Here is an 18,894-nt window from a genome sequence, read left to right as displayed (position 1 = left end):
CCCCTTAGCGGAACTGCGCGTTCTCACTATGTGAACACGATGTTGCGGACCCATATGCCCCGATTTGCCCACCCCCTGCGCACCTCCTCTCCCCCTCGCGATAACAAGACAGTCACATCCTGACCTCCCCGCTCCCCACCTCCCCCACCTGCGCTTAGAGTCACGGCCAGTCACCGCGCCGCCGGGCGCGTCTGCTGCACGGCCCAGTACCACCAGTCACCCCAGTACGGCCCGGCCACTCACAAACGGCACCTCCAGCTACACAGCTTCACGGCACCGCCTCAGCTCGAGGGGGCCGCGCCAGGGAAAGGATTCATCGTGCGACGTCGTTCCTTGCTCATCCTCACCACCGTGATCACCACGGGGGCCCTCACCCTTTCCGCCTGCGGTTCGCGCGACGACAAGGGCGGCAGCAACAACGACTCGAAGGGCACCACGACCGTCGTCATCGGCGTCGACGCGCCGCTCACGGGTTCGCTGTCCGCGCTGGGCCAGGGCATCAAGAACTCCGTGGACCTGGCGGTCCAGACCGCCAACAAGAACAACGAGGTCCCCGGGGTCACCTTCAAGATCGAGGCCCTCGACGACCAGGCCGTCCCGGCCTCCGGTCAGGCCAACGCCACCAAGCTCGTCGGCAAGAAGGACGTCCTCGGCGTCGTCGGCCCGCTGAACTCCGGCGTCTCCCAGCAGATGCAGGGCGTCTTCGCGCAGGCCAACCTCGCGCAGGTCTCCCCCGCCAACACGAACCCCTCGCTCAGCCAGGGTGACAACTGGGGCAAGGGCGAGTTCAAGCGCCCCTTCCCGACCTACTTCCGCACCGCCGCCACCGACGTGGTCCAGGGCAAGTTCGCCGCCCAGTACCTCTTCAAGGACGCCGGCAAGAAGAAGGTCTTCGTCGTCGACGACAAGCAGACCTACGGCGCCGGCCTCGCGGCCATCTTCTCCGCCGAGTTCACCCGCCTCGGCGGCAAGGTCGTCGGCACCGACCACGTCACCGTGAAGGAGACCGACTTCTCCTCCACCGCCGACAAGGTCAAGGCCTCCGGCGCCGACTCCGTCTACTTCGGCGGCCAGTACCCCGAGGGCGGCCTGCTCTCCGACCAGATCAAGAAGACCGGCGCCAAGATCCCCACCATGGGTGGCGACGGCATCTACGACCCGGCCTTCATCGCCGCGTCCGCCGAGGCCAACGACGGTGACCTCGCCACCTCGATCGGCTACCCGGTCGAGAAGCTCGACACCGCCAAGAAGTTCATCGCCGACTACAAGGCGGCCGGCTACAAGGACGCGTACGCGGCCTACGGCGGCTACTCCTACGACGCCGGCTGGGCGATCATCCAGGCCGTCAAGGCCGTCGTCGCCGCCAACGGCGGCAAGGTTCCCACCGACGCCCGCGCCAAGGTCACCGAGGCGCTCGGCAAGGTCTCGTTCGACGGTGTGACCGGCAAGGTCTCCTTCGACGAGTTCGGCGACACCACCAACAAGCAGCTCACGGTCTACAAGGTCGAGGGCGGCAAGTGGATCGACGTCAAGAGCGACACCTTCAACCAGTAGTCCCCACGCTCTGACCTCGTCCTGACCAAATGAACCAAGCCGCGCGAGGGCGCAAACAGCGCCCTCGCGCGGAGTCTTATCCGACACGCTCATCGGAGGCCCTGCGGTGAACGAACTGCCGCAACAGCTGGCCAACGGCCTTGCCCTCGGTGCCCTTTATGGCCTCATAGCCATCGGGTACACCATGGTCTACGGCATCGTCCAGCTCATCAACTTCGCGCACGGCGAGATCTTCATGATCGGCGGCTTTGGCGCCCTCACCACCTACACCGCTCTCCCGAGCGGCACCTCTCTGCTGGTGGCGATCCCGCTCATGATCCTCGGTGGCGCGATCGCCTCCGTGGCCGTCGCCACCGCAGCCGAACGGTTCGCGTACCGACCGCTGCGCAGCGCACCACGGCTCGCCCCCCTCATCACCGCCATCGGCCTGTCCATCGCGCTCCAGCAGCTCGTCTGGCAGTTCTACCCGGACGCCAAGAAGGCCGTCAGCTTCCCCGAGTTCAAGGGTGACGCCTTCCAGCTCACCGAGAGCCTCTCCATCCAGCGCGCCGACGCCTTCGTGCTCGTGCTCGCCCCGCTCTGCATGCTCGCCCTCGGCGTCTTCGTCTCCAAGAGCCGCAGCGGCCGCGCCATGCAGGCCACCGCGCAGGACCCCGACACGGCCAAGCTGATGGGCATCAACACCGACCGCATCATCGTCATGGCCTTCGCCATCGGTGCCGCGTTCGCCGCCGTCGCCGCCGTCGCCTACGGCCTCGACAAGGGCCAGATCAACTTCGAGATGGGCTTCATCCTCGGCCTCAAGGCGTTCACCGCGGCCGTCCTCGGCGGCATCGGCAACATCTACGGAGCCATGGTCGGCGGCGTCGTCCTCGGCCTCGCCGAGTCCCTCTCGATCGCCTACATCGAGGACATCCCCGGCATGCAGCAGCTCGGCGGTGGAGCCTGGTCCAACGTCTGGGCGTTCGTACTCCTCATCGTCGTCCTCCTCGTCAGGCCCCAAGGCCTGCTCGGCGAGCGCGTCGCGGATCGGGCGTGAGAACCATGACCACAGACACCACGGCCCAGACCCTCGCCCCGGCGAAGCAGAACATCGCCTCCGCCGGCCTGCTCTACACGATCCTCGGCGGCTCCGTCGCCACCATCGTCAGCGCCTTCCTCGCCTGGACGTGGACCACCGACTTCCCCGGTGACCTCACGATCTACGGCTACCCGGCGCCCCTCCAGCTCCTCACCCTCGTCGGAGGCGTCCTCACCGCCGTCCACGCGCTCGCCGCGCTCGGCGTCAAGGGCTTCGGCTGGCTCACCCCCGCCGGCTCCCGCAAGGCCCTGTGGATCCTGGCCCTCGGCACCTTCGCCACCACCCTGTTCACGACGATCTCCATCGTCTGGGAACTGGGCGCGCTGGTGGACCTGGAGCCCGGCGCCGGCTTCGCCGTCGTCGCCTCCGCCATCCCGGCCGTCGCCGCGTACAAGCTGCCCGACGACACCCGCAAGGCGGCCCCCGCCAAGGCACTGCCCTCCTGGGCCGAAATCCTGATCATCGCCGGCGTGTTCGCGCTCGGCCTCTACGTGATCACCTTCGGCATCGACACCGAGGACAGCGAGCCGCAGCTCTTCATCGCGTACCTGATCATCGTCGGATTCGCCTCGACCGCCCTCCTCAAGTCCGGGCTCGTCGCACGCGTCTCCGCGATCACCGCGAACAACCGCCAGGTCACGATCATCGCCTCGATGGCCGCCGCGATCGCCTTCCCGTTCATCCAGCAGAGCGGCGACACCTACACCCTGATCGCGGTCAACATCCTCATCTTCGCGACCGTCGCTCTCGGCCTGAACGTCGTCGTCGGCCTCGCCGGCCTGCTCGACCTCGGCTACGTCGCCTTCCTCGGCGTCGGCGCCTACACCGCCGCCCTGGTCTCCGGAGCCACCTCCTCCGCCTTCGGGGTCCAGTTCCCCTTCTGGGCCGCGGTCCTCACCGGCGCGCTCGCCTCGCTCGTCTTCGGCGTCATCATCGGCGCCCCGACGCTCCGCCTGCGCGGCGACTACCTCGCCATCGTCACCCTCGGCTTCGGAGAGATCTTCCGCATCGCCATGGGCAACCTCGACGGCGTCTCCGGCCCGCAGATCACCAACGGCCCGAACGGCATCCCGAACATCCCGCAGCTGGAGTTCTTCGGCTACAACTTCGGGGAGTCCCACACCGTCCTGGGCGTCGAACTCGGTGCCTACGCCAACTACTACCTGCTCATGCTGCTGGTGATGGCACTGGTCATCGTGATCTTCTCGCGAGCCGCCAACAGCCGCATCGGCCGCTCCTGGGTCGCCATCCGCGAGGACGAGACCGCCGCGACCGCCATGGGCATCAACGGCTTCCGGGTCAAGCTCATCGCCTTCGCCCTCGGCGCCACCCTCGCCGGCCTCGCCGGCACCATCCAGGCACACGTCAACACCACGGTCGTCCCCGAGAACTACGTCTTCGCCGGCCCCGTGCCGCCGAACTCCGCGTTCCTCCTCGCGGCCGTCATCCTGGGCGGCATGGGCACCGTCCGCGGCCCGATCCTCGGCGCGGCACTGCTCTTCCTGATCCCGGCCAAGCTGTCCTTCCTCCAGGACTACCAGCTGCTCGGCTTCGGAATCGCCCTCATCCTGCTCATGCGCTTCCGCCCCGAAGGCCTCATCGCCAACAAGCGGGCGCAGCTGGAATTCCACGAGAACGACGAACAGCCCGACGTACCCGAACAGCGGCAATCCGCCGAGTCGGGCGTCGGCACCGCGAAGGCGGGGGCGTGAACGCCATGACGACCACCACCACGACCACCACGGCCAACGCCGCCACGGTCCTGGACGCCAGCGGCGTCACGATGCGCTTCGGCGGCCTCACCGCCGTCCGCGACGTCGACCTCACCGTCCGCGAGGGCGAGATCGTCGGCCTGATCGGCCCCAACGGCGCCGGCAAGACGACCTTCTTCAACTGCCTGACCGGCCTGTACGTCCCCACCGAGGGACAGGTCAGCTACAAGGGCACCGTGCTGCCGCCCAAGCCGCACCTCGTCACCAAGGCCGGCATCGCCCGCACCTTCCAGAACATCCGCCTCTTCTCCAACATGACGGTCCTGGAGAACGTCCTCGTCGGACGCCACACCCGGACCAAGGAGGGCCTCTGGTCCGCGCTCCTGCGCGGCCCCGGCTTCAAGAAGGCGGAAGCCGCCTCCCGCGAGCGGGCCATGGAACTCCTCGAGTTCGTCGGCCTCGCCTCCAAGGCCGAGCACCTCGCCCGCAACCTGCCCTACGGCGAGCAGCGCAAGCTCGAGATCGCCCGCGCCCTCGCGAGCGACCCCGGCCTGCTCCTCCTCGACGAGCCCACCGCCGGCATGAACCAGAACGAGACCCGCACCACCGAGGAACTCGTCTTCGCCATCCGCGACAAGGGCATCGCCGTCCTCGTCATCGAGCACGACATGAAGTTCATCTTCAACCTGTGCGACCGGGTGGCCGTGCTGGTCCAGGGCGAGAAGCTCGTCGAAGGCACCTCCGAGGTCGTCCAGGGCGACGAGCGCGTCGTCGCCGCCTACCTGGGCGAGCCCTTCGAAGGCGCCCCCGGCGCCGCCGAGGCCGCCGAGGTCGAGGCCGCCGAAGCCCACGCCGAGACCGCCGGCGCAGCGGCCGAGCCGGAGACCTCCCCCGAGGCCACCGACGACACCGCCACGGACGAGACCCCCGAGGACGAGGCCCCCGAAGCCCCGGCCGACGAGGCCCCGGCCGACACTCCGGACACCACCCCGGAGACCGCGTCCGACGACGCGGACAGCACCAAGAAGGAAGGAGACTCCAAGTGACCGCACTCCTCGAGGTCGAGGACCTCCGGGTCGCCTACGGCAAGATCGAGGCCGTCAAGGGCATCTCCTTCTCCGTCGAAGCCGGCCAGGTCGTCAGCCTCATCGGCACCAACGGCGCGGGCAAGACCACCACCCTGCGCACCCTCTCCGGGCTCATCAAGCCCACCAGCGGCAAGATCACCTTCGACGGCCAGGAGCTCAACGGCATCCCCGCCCACAAGGTCGTCTCCCTCGGCATGGCCCACTCCCCCGAGGGCCGGCACATCTTCCCCCGCCTCACCATCGCCGAGAACCTCCAGCTCGGAGCCTTCCTCCGCAAGGACAAGGACGGCATCGAGAAGGACGTCGAGCGCGCCTACGACCTCTTCCCCATCCTGGGAGAGCGCCGCAAGCAGGCCGCCGGCACCCTCTCCGGCGGCGAACAGCAGATGCTCGCCATGGGCCGCGCCCTGATGTCCCAGCCCAAGCTGCTCATGCTCGACGAGCCCTCCATGGGCCTCTCCCCGATCATGATGCAGAAGATCATGTCGACCATCGCCACGCTCAAGGCCGAAGGCATGACCATCCTGCTCATCGAGCAGAACGCCCAGGCGGCGCTCTCGCTCGCGGACTACGGCTACGTGCTGGAAGTCGGCACGATCAAGCTGTCCGGCACCGGCCAGGACCTCCTCCACAACGACGACGTCCGCAAGACGTACCTCGGCGAGGAGTAGGCCACCGGCCCACACGAACGGAAGGCCCGCCCCACAACGTTGTGGGGCGGGCCTTCCTCGCGTCACGGACACCCGCGACGTCGCACGTTCCTCCTACTGGCCCTTCGCGGCCTTCTTCTCCTCGGCGTCCTCGATGACCGCCTCGGCGACCTGCTGCATGGACATCCGGCGGTCCATCGACGTCTTCTGGATCCACCGGAACGCCGCCGGCTCCGTCAGGCCGTACTGCGTCTGCAGCACGCTCTTCGCACGGTCGACCAGCTTCCGCGTCTCCAGACGCTGCGAGAGGTCGGCGACCTCCTGCTCCAGCGCCTTCAGCTCCGAGAAGCGCGAGACCGCCATCTCGATCGCCGGCACGACGTCGCTCTTGCTGAACGGCTTCACGAGGTACGCCATCGCACCGGCGTCCCGCGCGCGCTCCACGAGGTCGCGCTGGGAGAACGCGGTGAGCATCAGGACCGGGGCGATGGACTCGCCGGCGATCTTCTCGGCCGCCGAGATGCCGTCCAGGACGGGCATCTTGACGTCGAGGATCACCAGATCGGGCCGGTGCTCCCGGGCGAGCTCGACGGCCCGGGCACCATCGCCGGCCTCGCCGACGACCGAGTAGCCCTCTTCTTCGAGCATCTCTTTGAGGTCGAGGCGGATGAGGGCCTCGTCCTCGGCGATGACGACACGGGTCGTCAGCGGCGGGACGTGCGACTTGTCGTCGTCGGCGGCGGGCTGGGGCGACTCGGGGGCGGTCACGGGGGCTCCTCGTTGCGGGCAGGTACTGCTCCCCTGAGCCTACCTAGCTCCTGTAAAGTGGTGATCCGCAGGGCCTCCGTGGTCCTGCCTTTCCAAGGCCCCAGTACTCCAACTGGTCAGAGAGGCCGCTCTCAAACAGCGGACAGTGTGGGTTCGAATCCCACCTGGGGCACTTTTCCTTCGAATCCAAGGTTACCGCCCCAGAGGTCGGCCCTTCACTCACATCGGTGAACCCCTCCCGGACGGGGCGCCGGGCGAGGCCGTCGTCGGCGAGGCTCGCCCTCGTGTACGACCTCGAGACGCGCAAGCGAGCCCTGGCCCTGATCGCCGCCGGACACAGCCTCAACTCGGTGAGCCGGCAGACCGGCATCTCCCGCCAGGCCGTGCGCGCCTGGCGCGAGCGACTCGAACCCCTCCCGCGGATCGGCGCGCAGGCCGAACCGTGCCCGAGGTGCCGCCCGTCACCGGGACCACCGGACGACCCGGCCGCGTACTCCTACCTCCTGGGGCTCTATCTCGGCGACGGCTGCATCAGCGACCATCCCCGAGGCGGCCACCACCTCCGCATCGCCTGCGCGGACGCCTGGCCCGGACTGATCGAGGCGTGCCGCGAGGCGATCATGTCGGTCCGCCCCCGAGGCAGTGTCTGCGTCCTGCGGAAGCAGGGGTGCGTGATGGTCACCAGCTACGGCCGCCACTGGACGTGCCTCTTCCCCCAGCACGGACCGGGCCGGAAGCACGAGCGGCCGATCGTGCTCGACGCCTGGCAACGGGAGATCGTCGACGAACATCCGTGGGCGTTCGTCCGCGGCCTCGTCCACTCCGACGGGTGCCGGGTCACCAACTGGACGACCCGGCTCGTCGACGGCCGGCCCAAGCGGTACGAGTACCCCCGGTACCTGTTCACCAACAGGTCGCACGACATCCGCGGGCTGTTCTGCGAGGCGCTCGACCGCGTGGGCGTGCGGTGGACGACCCTCACCCGCGACGGTGAACCGCTCAACGTCTCCGTCGCCCGCAAGGCCTCCGTCGCCCTCATGGACCGGCACGTGGGCCCCAAGCACTGACGACGGGACCCCGCCACCGGATCCAGTGCGGCGCCACCGGATCTAGTGCGGCGTCCCCAGGTACGGGAAGTGCGGCAGCAGGTCCGTGTGGGGGCCGATGTGGTCCGTGGGGATGCGGCCGTTCGAGATCATCGCGAGGCGGGCGGACGTCACGTCGTCCGCGAGGGTGCGGCCGTTCGGGTAGGCGGCGGGGTGGGTGCGGTCGAAGCGGAGGATGTCGGGGAGGACCGTGCGCAGGGCTTCCTCGGCGGCTTCGGGGGTGTAGCCGCCGGTGTGGGCGAGGGCCGCCTTCCAGGGGGTGAGGTAGGTGGCCCGGTCGTCGGCGGGTTCGCCGGCGTTGTAGGCGGCCTTGGCGGCGTCGGCGTTGAGGTAGGCGGTGAGGGAGGGGTGGGCGCCGCGGTCGACCGAGACGAGGTCGCCGTCCTGGTGGACGCTGACGCGCGCCCAGACGCCGATCTCCGGGTCGTCGCCCAGTTCGGAGTCGGGCATCTCCAGGGCGATGCCGAAGACGTTCTTGTCGGCGCCCCAGTCGGTGCCGGTCCATTGGAAGTCGGCGAGGATGCCGTCCAGGTCGGCGAAGAAGGGGTCGCTGCGCAGGCCGGCGGAGACCTTGTAGTTGAAGGCCTCGCTGACGGAGAGTTCGCGGCCGAAGGAGACGGGGGCGTCGATGAAGAGGGGGGTTCCGGCGGCCTCGTGGGCGCGGGCTTCGGGGCCGGTGGCGCGGTGGACGGTGAGGGTCTGTTCTCCGTCGTCGGCCGGGGTGGAGAAGGTGAAGCTGAAGGCGATGTCGGCCTGGTCGTCGCCGTCGGTGTCGACGTTGATGCGGTAGACGGCGTCGGGGTGGAAGGCGGTGCCCCCGCTGGGTGCGAGGGGGTTGACATTCATGATGAGGGCGGTGCGCCCGCCGGGGACCGTGAAGGCGAAGAGGTCCGTGAGGTCCAGGCGGGCGTCGTCCAGGGGGGAGCGCAGGTGGGGTCCGCTGAGGTGGTGTGACATGGCGTCACCTTGGCGGCCTGGTGGGGTGTCGTGCGGCGACGGGGCCGCGGGCGTCACTCCTTCGGGCTGTCGTCCTCGCCGATGTGGTGGACGCGGACGAGGTTGGTGGAGCCGGGGACGCCGGGCGGGGAGCCGGCGGTGATGACGACGATGTCGCCCTTGTTGCAGCGGCCGATCCGGAGGAGTTGTTCGTCGACCTGGGCGACCATGGCGTCGGTGGAGTCGACGTGGGGGCCGAGGAAGGTCTCGACGCCCCAGGTGAGGGTGAGCTGGGAGCGGGTGGCCGGGTCGGGGGTGAAGGCGAGGAGGGGGATGGGTGAGCGGTAGCGGGAGAGGCGCTTGACGGTGTCGCCGGACTGGGTGAAGGCGACGAGGAAGCGGGCGCCGAGGAAGTCGCCCATCTCGGCGGCGGCGCGGGCGACGGCGCCGCCCTGGGTGCGGGGCTTGTTGCGTTCGGTGAGCGGGGGGAGGCCCTTGGCGAGGACGTCTTCCTCGGCCGCTTCGACGATGCGGCTCATGGTGCGGACGGTCTCGATGGGGTATTTGCCGACGCTGGTCTCGCCGGAGAGCATGACGGCGTCGGTGCCGTCGATGACGGCGTTGGCGACGTCGGAGGCCTCGGCGCGGGTGGGGCGGGAGTTGTCGATCATCGAGTCGAGCATCTGGGTGGCGACGATGACGGGTTTGGCGTTGCGCTTGGCGAGTTTGACGGCGCGCTTCTGGACGATCGGTACCTGTTCGAGGGGCATTTCGACGCCGAGGTCGCCGCGGGCGACCATGATGCCGTCGAAGGCGGCGACGATCTCCTCGATGTTCTCGACGGCCTGCGGCTTCTCGATCTTGGCGATGACGGGGAGGCGGCGGCCCTCCTCGTCCATGATGCGGTGGACGTCCTCGATGTCGCGTGCGCTGCGGACGAAGGAGAGGGCGATGACGTCGGCGCCGGTGCGGAGGGCCCAGCGGAGGTCGTCGATGTCCTTCTCGGAGAGGGCGGGGACGGAGACGGCGACTCCGGGGAGGTTGAGTCCCTTGTGGTCGGAGACCATGCCGCCTTCGATGACGCGGGTGTGGACGCGGGGGCCGTCGACGGAGGTGACTTCGAGGGTGACGCGGCCGTCGTCGACGAGGATGCGTTCGCCGGTGGTGACGTCGGTGGCGAGTCCGTCGTAGGTGGTGCCGCAGGTGTGGCGGTCGCCTTCGTGGGGTTCGACGGTGATGGTGAAATCGTCGCCGCGTTCAAGGAGTACGGGGCCTTCGCGGAATCGTCCGAGGCGGATCTTCGGGCCTTGAAGGTCGGCGAGGACGCCGACGCTGCGGCCGGATTCGTCGGAGGCTTTGCGTACGCGCTGGTAGCGCTCCTCGTGTTCGGCGTAGGTGCCGTGGCTGAGGTTGAACCGGGCCACGTCCATTCCGGCGTCGACCAGTGCCTTGATCTGGTCGTACGAGTCGGTGGCGGGTCCCAGGGTGCAGACGATTTTGGCTCGGCGCATGGTTCGAGCCTAGGGCTTACCGATGGGTAGTGAGCGGGCTCGGCATGACTGTCCAACAACCTTTGCGTGAAAGGTTGTTGACAAGTCTTGAATATGTGCGGGCGGGTGCTCCGATGAGCGTTCTCCGGGGTGGGAAGAGGGGTCGCCGTCCGGGTTTCAGAGCTTCGGCGGGTTCATCGTGAAGCGGGCCGCGACCTCGGCGGTGACGGTCTGGCGTTGGGGTTCGAGGTCCATGGCGGGCGGGGTGTCCACGGTTTCCGCCGCGAAGGACATGCGCGCCCCGCCCATGGGCGCGGAGGGCGGGACGAGTCCGGTGTCGGAGAGTTCGAGGAGTGCGGCGAGGCCGGTGCCGAGGGCCTCCGCGTAGGCGCGGGCACGCTGGACGGCCTCCCCCACGGCGCGGCGGCGGGCCTCGGCGTGTTGCGGGGAGTCGGGGCGCAGGGCCCACCACGGGCCGTCGATCCGGGTCTGGTCCAGGTCGGCGAGGCGGGTGGTGAGTTCGCCGAGGGCGGTGAAGTCGTTGAGTTCGGCGGTGAGGTGGACGCGGCCCTGGTAGGCGCGGACGCGTTCGCCCCGGCCGTGGCGGGCGGGCTCGGGTGCGAGGGAGAGGGTGCCGGTCTCCAGTTTCTCGACGGCGTCGCCGTAGGACCTGACGAGGGCGAGGGCCTCGCCGTTGCGTCGGGTGAGGTCGGCGAGGGTGGCGGCGCGGTCCGTGCCGCGGGCGCTGACGGTGATCGCGATGCGGGCGACCTCGGGGTCGACCTCCAGGCGTGCCTCTCCGCGGACCGTCACCTGCGGTGCTTCCGGGGTCGGGTGGTGTGCGGTCGTCACTGGGGGCTCCCTGGTGTGGTCGACGGCTCGGCTTCCGAACACTTTCCCACTCCGTAACCCGCGAGGTCTGTTGCCGACGTGCGGTCTGAGCCAGAATCTACGCGCGTTGTGCACCACTGAACCAAGGAGAACACATGCCGCTGAACCGTCGGACGTTCCTGGAGAGCTCCGCCGTCGTCGGGGCGGGAGCCGCCCTGTCCGCGGGGGTCGCCGCCGCCCCCGCCCAGGCCCACGGACATCGTCCGAATCCGGCCAAGCGGTACTCCTTCACCGTGATGGGCACCACCGACCTGCACGGCAACGTCTTCAACTGGGACTACTTCACGGACAAGGAGTTCGACGACAAGGCCCACAACGACGTCGGCCTCGCCAAGATCTCGACGCTGGTCGACCAGGTCCGCGCGCTCAAGGGCCGCCGCAACACGCTGCTCATCGACGCGGGTGACACGATCCAGGGCACCCAGCTGTCGTACTACTACGCCAAGGTCGACCCGATCACGCGCAAGGGCGGGCCGGTCCACCCGATGGCGCAGGCCATGAACGCCATCGGCTACGACGCCGCGGCCCTGGGCAACCACGAGTTCAACTACGGCATCCCGGTGCTGCGCAAGTTCGAGGAGCAGTGCGACTTCCCGCTGCTGGGGGCCAACGCGCTGGACGCGAAGACGCTCCGGCCGGCGTTCCCGCCGTACAGCATGCACCGTCTGTGCACCCCGCACGGCCGGGATGTGAAGGTGGCGATACTCGGCCTGACCAACCCCGGTATCGCGATCTGGGACAAGGCCAACGTCACCGGGAAGATGGTGTTCCCGGGGCTGGAGGAGCAGGCGGCGAAGTGGGTGCCGAAGCTGCGTTCGATGGGTGCGGACGTGGTCGTGGTGTCGGCGCACTCCGGTTCCAGCGGGACGTCCTCGTACGGTGACCAGCTCCCGCACATCGAGAACGCGGCCGGTCTCGTCGCCGAGCAGGTGCCGGGCATCGACGCGATCCTCGTCGGGCACGCGCACACCGAGATCCCGGAGTACCGGGTGAAGAACAAGGAGACCGGCAAGGACGTCGTGCTGTCCGAGCCGCTGAAGTGGGGGCAGCGGCTGACGCTGTTCGACTTCGACCTGGTGTGGGAGAAGGGCCGCTGGACGGTCGAGAAGGTGGCCGCGCAGGTCCTGAACTCCAACACGGTGGCGGAGGACCCGGAGATCACGGGGCTGCTGGCGGACGAGCACAAGAAGGTCGTCGCGTACGTCAACCAGATCATCGGCGCGTCGACCGCGGCCATGACCACGGTCAAGGCTCCGTGGAAGGACGAGCCGATCATCGACCTGATCAACCACGTCCAGGCGGAGACGGTGAAGGAGGCGCTGGCGGGTGGCGCGTACGCCGGGCTGCCGGTGCTGTCCCAGGCGTCGTGCTTCTCCCGTACGGCGGCCATCCCGGCCGGTCAGGTGACGATCCGGGACGCGGCGGGGCTGTACGTCTTCGAGAACACCCTGGAGGCGCGTCTGATGACGGGCGCCCAGGTGAAGGACTACCTGGAGTTCTCGGCGCGCTACTACGTCCAGACGCCGGCCGGCGCGCCGGTGGACACGGCGAAGCTGACGAACGCCGGCGGCACGCCGGACTACAACTACGACGCCGTGTACGGGGTGACGTACGAGATCGACATCGCGAAGCCGGCGGGTTCGCGGATCGTGAACCTGTCGTTCGGCGGGAAGCCGATCGACCCGGCGGCGGAGTTCGTGCTGGCGGTGAACAACTACCGGGCCAGTGGTGGCGGCGCGTTCCCGCACGTGGCGAACGCGAAGCAGCTGTGGGCGAACTCGGACGAGATCCGCAACACGATCATCCAGTGGGTGAAGGCGAAGGGGACGGTCGACCCGGGCCAGTTCGCCTCGGTGGACTGGAAGCTGACCCGGGACGGTGTGCCGGTCTTCTAGGGAGCGTCCTGCCGATCGGGCGGCGCGTGCGGTGCGCCCCCGGTCAGTTCTGTGTGAGAGGCGTCAGCGCCTGGCCCTGGGCCGGGATGCGTGGCGCCTCTCGCCGTTCGAGGCCGAAGCTGGTGAAGGCGGTGCGGCGCGGGAGCGGGTAGGGGTCCTTGCCGGTGAGGGAGTTGAGGATGGTCGCGCTGCGCCAGGCGGCGAGGCCGAGGTCGGGGGCGCCGACTCCGTGGGTGTGCTTCTCGGCGTTCTGCACGTAGACGGAGCCGGTGACGGAGTCGTCGAGGACGAGCCGGTACTGCTCGTCGATCCTGGCGCGTCCGGCCGAATCGTGGCGGAGGTAGGGGTCGAGTCCGGCGAGCATGCGGTCGACGGGGCGTTCGCGGTAGCCGGTGGCGAGGACGACGGCGTCGGTGGTGAGGCGGGAGCGGGCGGACTGGTGCAGGTGCTCGAGGTGGAGTTCGACCTTGGTGGTGGCGACGCGGCCGGCGGTGCGGACGCGGACGCCGGGGGTGAGGACGGCGTCGGGCCAGCCGCCGTCGAGGGTGCGGCGGTAGAGCTCGTCGTGGATGGCGGCGATGGTGTCGGCGTCGATGCCCTTGTGGAGCTGCCACTGGCGGGGGACGAGTTCGTTGCGGACGGGCTCGGGGAGGGCGTGGAAGTAGCGGGTGTAGTCGGGGGTGAAGTGTTCGAGGCCGAGCTTGGAGTACTCCATGGGTGCGAAGGCCTCGGTGCGGGTGATCCAGTGGATCTTCTCGGCGCCGGCGGGGCGGGCGCGGAGCAGGTCGAGGAAGATCTCGGCGCCGGACTGGCCGGAGCCGATGACGGTGACGTGTTCGGCGGCGAGGAGCCGGGTGCGGTGGTCGAGGTAGTCGGCCGAGTGGATGACGGGGACGCCGGGTGCGTCGGCGAGGGGCTTGAGGGGGTCGGGGACGTGGGGCTGGGTGCCGACGCCGAGGGCGATGTGCCGGGTGTAGGCGCGGCCGAGTGCCTCGGCCTCGCCGTCGCCGTCGAGTTGGGTGAAGTCGACTTCGAAGAGGGCGCGTTCGGGGTTCCAGCGGACGGCGTCGACCTGGTGTCCGAAGTGGAGGCCGGGGAGCTGGCCGCTGACCCAGCGGCAGTAGGCGTCGTACTCGGCTCGCTGGATGTGGAACTTCTCGGCGAAGTAGAAGGGGAAGAGCCGGTCGCGGGAGCGGAGGTAGCTGAGGAACGACCAGGGGCTGGCGGGGTCGGCGAGGGTGACCAGGTCGGCGAGGAAGGGGACCTGGAGGGTGGCTCCTTCGATGAGGAGGCCGGGGTGCCAGTGGAAGGCGGGGTTCTGCTCGAAGAAGGTGGTCGCGAGGCCGCCGGGGATGCCGTGGGCGAGGGCGGCGAGGGAGAGGTTGAAGGGGCCGATGCCGATGCCCACCAGGTCGTAGGGCCGGTCGAGGTCGTGCTGCGGGTGGGGGGTGCTGCCGGTCATCGGTCGGTGCTGCCTTCCACGAGGGTGAGGATCTGTTCCAGGTCGCCGGAGGTGGCGTGCGGGTTGAGGAGGGTGGCCTTGAGCCAGAGCCGGCCGTCCTCGTGGGCCCGGCCGAGGACGGCGCAGCCTTCGGTGAGGAGGGTGCGGCGGATGGCGGCGACCGTGTCGTCGTCGGCGTCCCGGGGCCGGAACAGGACGGTGGTCAGGGTGGGGCGCTCGTAGAGCTCCAGGCCGGGTGTCTTGTCGACGAGGTCGGCGAGTTCCCGGGCCAGGGCGCAGCAGGTGTCGACGAGGTCGCCGAGGCCGGTGCGGCCGAGGGTGCGGAGGGTGACGGCGATCTTGAGGATGTCGGGGCGTCGGGTGGTGCGCAGGGAGCGGCCGAGGAGGCTGGGGAGGCCGGCTTCGGTGTCGTCGTCGGCGTTGAGGTAGTCGGCGGTGTGGCTCAGTGCGGCCAGGTCGGCGGTGTCGCGGACGGCGAGGAGTCCTGCGGCGGCCGGCTGCCAGCCGAGTTTGTGCAGGTCGAGGGCGACGGAGCGGGCGCGGTCGAGGCCGGCGAGCAGGGGGCGGTGGGTGGCGCTGAAGAGGGCGGCGCCGCCGTAGGCGGCGTCGACGTGGAGTTCGGCGCCGTGGGCTTCGCAGAGGTCGGCGATCTGGGGCAGGGGGTCGATGCGGCCGGTGTCGGTGGTGCCGGCGGTGGCGGCGACGAGGAGGGGGCCGTGGAGGTCGGTGAGGGCCTCGTCGAGGGCGACGGGGTCGACGGTGCCGTTGGGGGTGGGGACGGTGACGGGTTCGGGCAGGCCGAGGAGCCAGGCGGCGCGGTGGAAGGAGTGGTGGGCGGCCGCGCCGACGACGGTCTGGACGGATCCGTGGCGTTCCCGGGCGAGGAGCAGCGCGAGCTGGTTGGACTCGGTGCCGCCGGTGGTGACGAGGGCGTCGGGGTGCGGGGCGTGGGGGTAGACCTCGGCGGCGAGGGCGCGGGTGACGAGGTCTTCGAGGGCGGAGGCGGCGGGTGCCTGGTCCCAGGAGTCCATGGAGGGGTTGAGCGCGGAGGCGGCGAGGTCGGCGGCGACGGCCAGGGCCAGGGGCGGGGTGTGGAGGTGGGCGGCGCAGAGCGGGTCGGCGGGGTCGGCGGCGCCTGCGGCGAGGGCGGTGACGAGGGTGCGGAGGGCGGCCTCGGGGGTGGTGCCGGTGTCGGGGAGGGCTTCTCCGAGTGTGTCGCGGATCCGGGCGGCGAGCGTGTCGGGGCCGCCGGCGGGGATCGGGCCGCCGCGGGTCGCGGCTCCGTCGTGGAGCGCTGCGAGGACGGTGGTGAGGAGGGGGCGCAGGGCTTCGGGGCCGGATTCGCCTCCGGCGAGGGCCGGCGGTGGGGCGGGCGGGGTGGGCACGGCACACATGGGCCCACACTGGCGGGGGTTTTCGGGGTTTGTCCGGTGAGCACGGGTGTGTAACCCGAACGAGGGACATGGCCTGGACAAGGCCGTGTCCTTCGTGGTGGGGCTCGGGGCGTGGGTGCGGCGGCCGGGGCGGCCGGAGCGGCCGGAGCGGGGCGCACCGGCCGGCGGTGCGGTCACGCGTCCGCCGGTCCCCGGTGCGCCGTCGTTCGGTCCCGGTCACCGGGTCCCGCGGCCCCGGTCACGCCCTCGTACGGAGCCGGTCGTCCGGTCCGCGGCCCCGGTCGCCCGGTCGTGCGGGTCCGCGGCACCCGGCCCCGCGGTCACCCGTTCGTGCGGACCCGCAGCGCGCGGCGGAGGTCGTCGAGCTGGTCGGCGAGCTTGCGGTGCAGCGCGGGCGTCATCGTGTCCTCCCGGAGGTGGGTCTCGCCCAGGGCCAGGGAGGCGTCGTCGATGGCGTGGGCCGGGAAGGCGCGGGAGCCCGCCGCCTCCGACATGGCGGCGCCGCGCCGGTCGCCGAGCGCGACGGCGGCCGGGTAGAAGCGGGGGACGTACTCCGCCACCAGCTCGGCCTGTTCGGGCTGCCAGAAGCCCTGGGCGGTTGCGGCGAAGAGGTAGTTGGACAGGTCGTCGGAGTCGAAGAGCCGGGACCAGGCGGCCGCCTTGGCCTCCGGGGTCGGCAGGGCCGCGCGGCACCGGGCCGCGCCCTGCTGTCCGGTGGCGCTGGGGTCGCGGGCCAGCTCCGTGTCGATGGTGGCCTCGTCGAGGGCGCCGAGGACGGCGAGCCGGGCGAGGACGAGCCAGCGCAGCTCGGGGTCGATCTCGGGGCCGCCGGGGACGGTTCCTTCGGCGAGCCAGGCGGCGATGGTGTCGGGCTGGGTGGCGCTGCCGATGAAGGTACGGACGGCGGTCAGGCGCAGTCCGGGTGCCTCGCCGTCCTCGGTGCGGCGGATGAGGTCGCGGGCCAGGGAAGTGAGCAGGGCCAGGGCGGCGGGCCGCTCGTCCGCGGGGAGGTAGCGGTCGGCGATCTGGACGCGGGCGAAGGCGAGGACGCCCTGCACGATCGCGAGGTCGGTCTCCTCGGGGAGGTGGGTGTGGGCGGCCTCCAGGTAGGCCTCGGGGGCGAGTTCGCCGTCGCGGACCATGTCGCGCAGGGTGTTCCAGAGCAGCGCGCGGGTGAGGTCGTCGGGGACGCCGGAGAGGGTGCGGCGCACGGTCTCCAGGGAGGTGTCGTCCAGCCGCACCTTGGCGTAGCTGAGGTCGCCGTCGTTGAGGACGACGAGGGCGGGGCGGGGGCCGGGGAGCTGGACGGGGGTGGTGTGGGGGATGTCGATCTCGAGGCGTTCGCGCAGGACGAGCCGCTTGTTGTCGAGGAGGTCGCGGTCGTAGACGCCGACGGCGATGCGGTGCGGGCGGCTGCCGTCGCGGCGCACGGTGAGGGTGGTGTGGTGGGCGTCGCCGCCGAGTTCGGGGGTGAGTGCGTCGATGCCGGTGGTGCGCAGCCACTGCTCGGCCCAGCCGTGGACGTCGCGGTCGGTGGCGGAGGCGAGGTTGTCGATGAAGTCGGCGAGGGTGGCGTTGCCGAACCGGTGGCGCTCGAAGTGGGTGTTGATGCCGGCGAGGAAGTCCTTCTCGCCCATCCAGGTCACCAGCTGGCGCAGGGCGGCGGCGCCCTTGGCGTAGGAGATGCCGTCGAAGTTGAGCAGGGCGGAGGCGGTGTCGGGGACGGCTTCGGGGTCGGGGGCGACGGCGTGGGTGGAGGGCCGCTGGTCGGCGTCGGAGCCCCAGGCCTTGCGTCCGATGCCGAACTCGGTCCAGGTGTCGGGGAAGAGGTCGGAACAGGCTTCGTTGACGGTCTGGTAGCCCATGTACTCGGCGAAGGACTCGTTCAGCCAGATGTCGTCCCACCAGCGCAGGGTGACGAGGTCGCCGAACCACATGTGGGCCATCTCGTGGGCGATGACGTTGGCGCGGGTCTGCCGCTCGGTGACGGTGACGGCGGAGCGGAAGACGTAGTCCTCGCGGAAGGTGACGAGGCCGGGGTTCTCCATCGCGCCGGCGTTGAACTCGGGGACGAAGGCCTGGTCGTAGGAGTCGAAGGGGTAGGGCTCCTCGAACTTCTCGTGGTAGCGGTCGAAGCAGGCCTTGGTGACGGCGAGGATCTCGTCGGCGTCGGCGTCGAGGTGGGGGGCGAGGGAGCGGCGGCAGTGCAGGCCGAAGGGGAGGCCGGCGTGCTCGGTGCGCAGGGAGTGCCAGGGTCCGGCGGCGACGCAGACGAAGTACGTGGAGAGCAGGGGGGTGGTGGCAGCGGTCCAGCGGCCGTCGGGGCCCTGTGCGGTGATGCCGTTGGACAGGACGGTCCAGCCCTGGGGGGCCTGGACGGAGATGTCGAAGACGGCCTTGAGGTCGGGCTGGTCGAAGGCGGCGAAGACCCGCTGGACGTCTTCCATGAAGAGCTGGGTGTAGACGTACGACTCGCCGTCGGCGGGGTCGGTGAAGCGGTGCATGCCCTCGCCGGTGCGCGAGTACCGCATGGTGGCCGCGATCTCCAGCGTGTGCTCGCCCTCGGCGAGGTCCAGGGGGAGCCGGTTGCCGTCGAGGGCGGCGGGGTCGAGGGGCGTGCCGTCGAGCAGGGCGGAGTGGAGGGTCTCGGGCTTCAGCTCGACGAAGGTGTCCCCGGCCGTGCGGGCGGTGAACCGGATGGTGCTGGTCGACCGGAAGGTGTCGTCACCGGTGGTCAGGTCGAGCTCGACCTCGTAGTGGTGGACGTCGAGGAGCCGGGCACGGGTCTGCGCTTCGTCGCGCGTCAGTACGGACATGGGCTCCATGCTGCCTGATGGGGGCGGGGCGGGGAACGGGGTTCCGCCCTC

The 18,894-nt window shown here is 70.3% G+C and carries 14 protein-coding genes and 1 tRNA gene; 8 read left to right on the top strand and 7 right to left on the bottom strand.

The window, feature by feature from the left end; genetic code table 11:
• The first annotated feature begins 318 nt into the window (after positions 1 to 318).
• The 5 genes from ACE1OA_RS26145 to ACE1OA_RS26125 all read left to right on the top strand — a co-directional run bounded on the left by ACE1OA_RS26145 (position 319) and on the right by ACE1OA_RS26125 (position 6,106).
• The gene (locus tag ACE1OA_RS26145; RefSeq protein ID WP_356603386.1) at positions 319 to 1,554 is read left to right on the top strand and encodes a branched-chain amino acid ABC transporter substrate-binding protein; all 1,236 of its coding nucleotides are present in this window, start codon (positions 319 to 321) and stop codon (positions 1,552 to 1,554) included.
• Positions 1,555 to 1,660: 106 nt separating this feature from the next.
• Entirely contained in the window at positions 1,661 to 2,593 is a 933-nt protein-coding gene (locus ACE1OA_RS26140) for a branched-chain amino acid ABC transporter permease (protein ID WP_356603388.1), read from the top strand.
• Positions 2,594 to 2,598: 5 nt separating this feature from the next.
• A complete protein-coding gene (locus ACE1OA_RS26135; protein WP_356778760.1) occupies positions 2,599 to 4,347 on the top strand; it encodes a branched-chain amino acid ABC transporter permease in 1,749 nt (582 codons plus the stop codon).
• A 5-nt stretch (positions 4,348 to 4,352) separates the two neighbouring features.
• Complete coding sequence (locus ACE1OA_RS26130) at positions 4,353 to 5,393, top strand: ABC transporter ATP-binding protein (RefSeq protein WP_432754097.1); 1,041 nt, start codon at positions 4,353 to 4,355, stop codon at positions 5,391 to 5,393.
• Entirely contained in the window at positions 5,390 to 6,106 is a 717-nt protein-coding gene (locus ACE1OA_RS26125) for an ABC transporter ATP-binding protein (protein WP_356603392.1), read from the top strand. Before ACE1OA_RS26130 ends, ACE1OA_RS26125 begins: the two co-directional genes overlap by 4 nt.
• 93 nt (positions 6,107 to 6,199) lie before the next feature.
• On the opposite strand, the gene ACE1OA_RS26120 is transcribed toward ACE1OA_RS26125, so the two are convergent.
• A complete protein-coding gene (locus ACE1OA_RS26120) occupies positions 6,200 to 6,853 on the bottom strand; it encodes an ANTAR domain-containing response regulator (protein WP_356603394.1) in 654 nt (217 codons plus the stop codon).
• Between the two features lie 97 nt (positions 6,854 to 6,950).
• Here ACE1OA_RS26120 and ACE1OA_RS26115 point away from each other — a divergent pair.
• Positions 6,951 to 7,025 (top strand) — tRNA-Leu (locus ACE1OA_RS26115).
• A 112-nt stretch (positions 7,026 to 7,137) separates the two neighbouring features.
• A complete protein-coding gene (locus ACE1OA_RS26110; RefSeq protein ID WP_356603396.1) occupies positions 7,138 to 7,920 on the top strand; it encodes a helix-turn-helix domain-containing protein in 783 nt (260 codons plus the stop codon).
• A gap of 42 nt (positions 7,921 to 7,962) precedes the next feature.
• Here ACE1OA_RS26110 and ACE1OA_RS26105 read toward each other — a convergent pair whose 3' ends face one another.
• The 3 genes from ACE1OA_RS26105 to ACE1OA_RS26095 all read right to left on the bottom strand — a co-directional run bounded on the left by ACE1OA_RS26105 (position 7,963) and on the right by ACE1OA_RS26095 (position 11,237).
• The gene (locus ACE1OA_RS26105) at positions 7,963 to 8,916 is read right to left on the bottom strand and encodes a DUF4331 family protein (protein ID WP_432753473.1); all 954 of its coding nucleotides are present in this window, start codon (positions 8,914 to 8,916) and stop codon (positions 7,963 to 7,965) included.
• 53 nt (positions 8,917 to 8,969) lie between these two features.
• Positions 8,970 to 10,406, bottom strand: coding sequence for a pyruvate kinase (gene pyk, locus ACE1OA_RS26100; RefSeq protein WP_356603400.1), 1,437 nt, complete (start codon positions 10,404 to 10,406; stop codon positions 8,970 to 8,972).
• Positions 10,407 to 10,562: 156 nt separating this feature from the next.
• The gene (locus ACE1OA_RS26095; RefSeq protein ID WP_356778756.1) at positions 10,563 to 11,237 is read right to left on the bottom strand and encodes an SIMPL domain-containing protein; all 675 of its coding nucleotides are present in this window, start codon (positions 11,235 to 11,237) and stop codon (positions 10,563 to 10,565) included.
• 134 nt (positions 11,238 to 11,371) lie between these two features.
• On the opposite strand from ACE1OA_RS26095, the gene ACE1OA_RS26090 reads away from it, so the two are divergent.
• Positions 11,372 to 13,171, top strand: a complete 1,800-nt coding sequence (locus ACE1OA_RS26090; RefSeq protein ID WP_432753472.1) for a bifunctional metallophosphatase/5'-nucleotidase — start codon at positions 11,372 to 11,374, stop codon at positions 13,169 to 13,171.
• 43 nt (positions 13,172 to 13,214) lie between these two features.
• On the opposite strand, the gene ACE1OA_RS26085 is transcribed toward ACE1OA_RS26090, so the two are convergent.
• From ACE1OA_RS26085 to pepN, 3 genes are all read right to left on the bottom strand, one after another.
• A complete protein-coding gene (locus tag ACE1OA_RS26085) occupies positions 13,215 to 14,633 on the bottom strand; it encodes a lysine N(6)-hydroxylase/L-ornithine N(5)-oxygenase family protein (protein WP_356603406.1) in 1,419 nt (472 codons plus the stop codon).
• Positions 14,630 to 16,027 carry a pyridoxal phosphate-dependent decarboxylase family protein gene (locus tag ACE1OA_RS26080; RefSeq protein WP_432753471.1) on the bottom strand — a complete coding sequence of 466 codons (1,398 nt, stop codon included), beginning with the start codon at positions 16,025 to 16,027 and terminating at the stop codon, positions 14,630 to 14,632. The genes ACE1OA_RS26085 and ACE1OA_RS26080 overlap by 4 nt, the downstream gene beginning before the upstream one ends.
• A 320-nt stretch (positions 16,028 to 16,347) precedes the next feature.
• Entirely contained in the window at positions 16,348 to 18,843 is a 2,496-nt protein-coding gene (pepN, locus tag ACE1OA_RS26075; RefSeq protein ID WP_384873592.1) for an aminopeptidase N, read from the bottom strand.
• Positions 18,844 to 18,894 lie beyond the last annotated feature (51 nt).

Origin of the sequence: Streptomyces sp. JL2001 (assembly GCF_050917515.1) — a bacterium.
Lineage (GTDB): Bacteria > Actinomycetota > Actinomycetes > Streptomycetales > Streptomycetaceae > Streptomyces.
The sequence above is the reverse complement of the archived record's forward strand: the minus strand, read 5'-3'. Positions and strand labels throughout refer to the sequence as shown.

Coding starts and splice junctions, on each gene's coding strand:
- ACE1OA_RS26080 (WP_432753471.1), bottom strand. CDS start 16,027: ATGTGTGCCGTGCCCACCCCGCCCGCCCCACCGCCGGCCCTCGCCGGA.
- ACE1OA_RS26135 (WP_356778760.1), top strand. CDS start 2,599: ATGACCACAGACACCACGGCCCAGACCCTCGCCCCGGCGAAGCAGAAC.
- ACE1OA_RS26130 (WP_432754097.1), top strand. CDS start 4,353: ATGACGACCACCACCACGACCACCACGGCCAACGCCGCCACGGTCCTG.
- ACE1OA_RS26090 (WP_432753472.1), top strand. CDS start 11,372: ATGCCGCTGAACCGTCGGACGTTCCTGGAGAGCTCCGCCGTCGTCGGG.
- pyk (WP_356603400.1), bottom strand. CDS start 10,406: ATGCGCCGAGCCAAAATCGTCTGCACCCTGGGACCCGCCACCGACTCG.
- ACE1OA_RS26085 (WP_356603406.1), bottom strand. CDS start 14,633: ATGACCGGCAGCACCCCCCACCCGCAGCACGACCTCGACCGGCCCTAC.
- ACE1OA_RS26105 (WP_432753473.1), bottom strand. CDS start 8,916: ATGTCACACCACCTCAGCGGACCCCACCTGCGCTCCCCCCTGGACGAC.
- pepN (WP_384873592.1), bottom strand. CDS start 18,843: ATGTCCGTACTGACGCGCGACGAAGCGCAGACCCGTGCCCGGCTCCTC.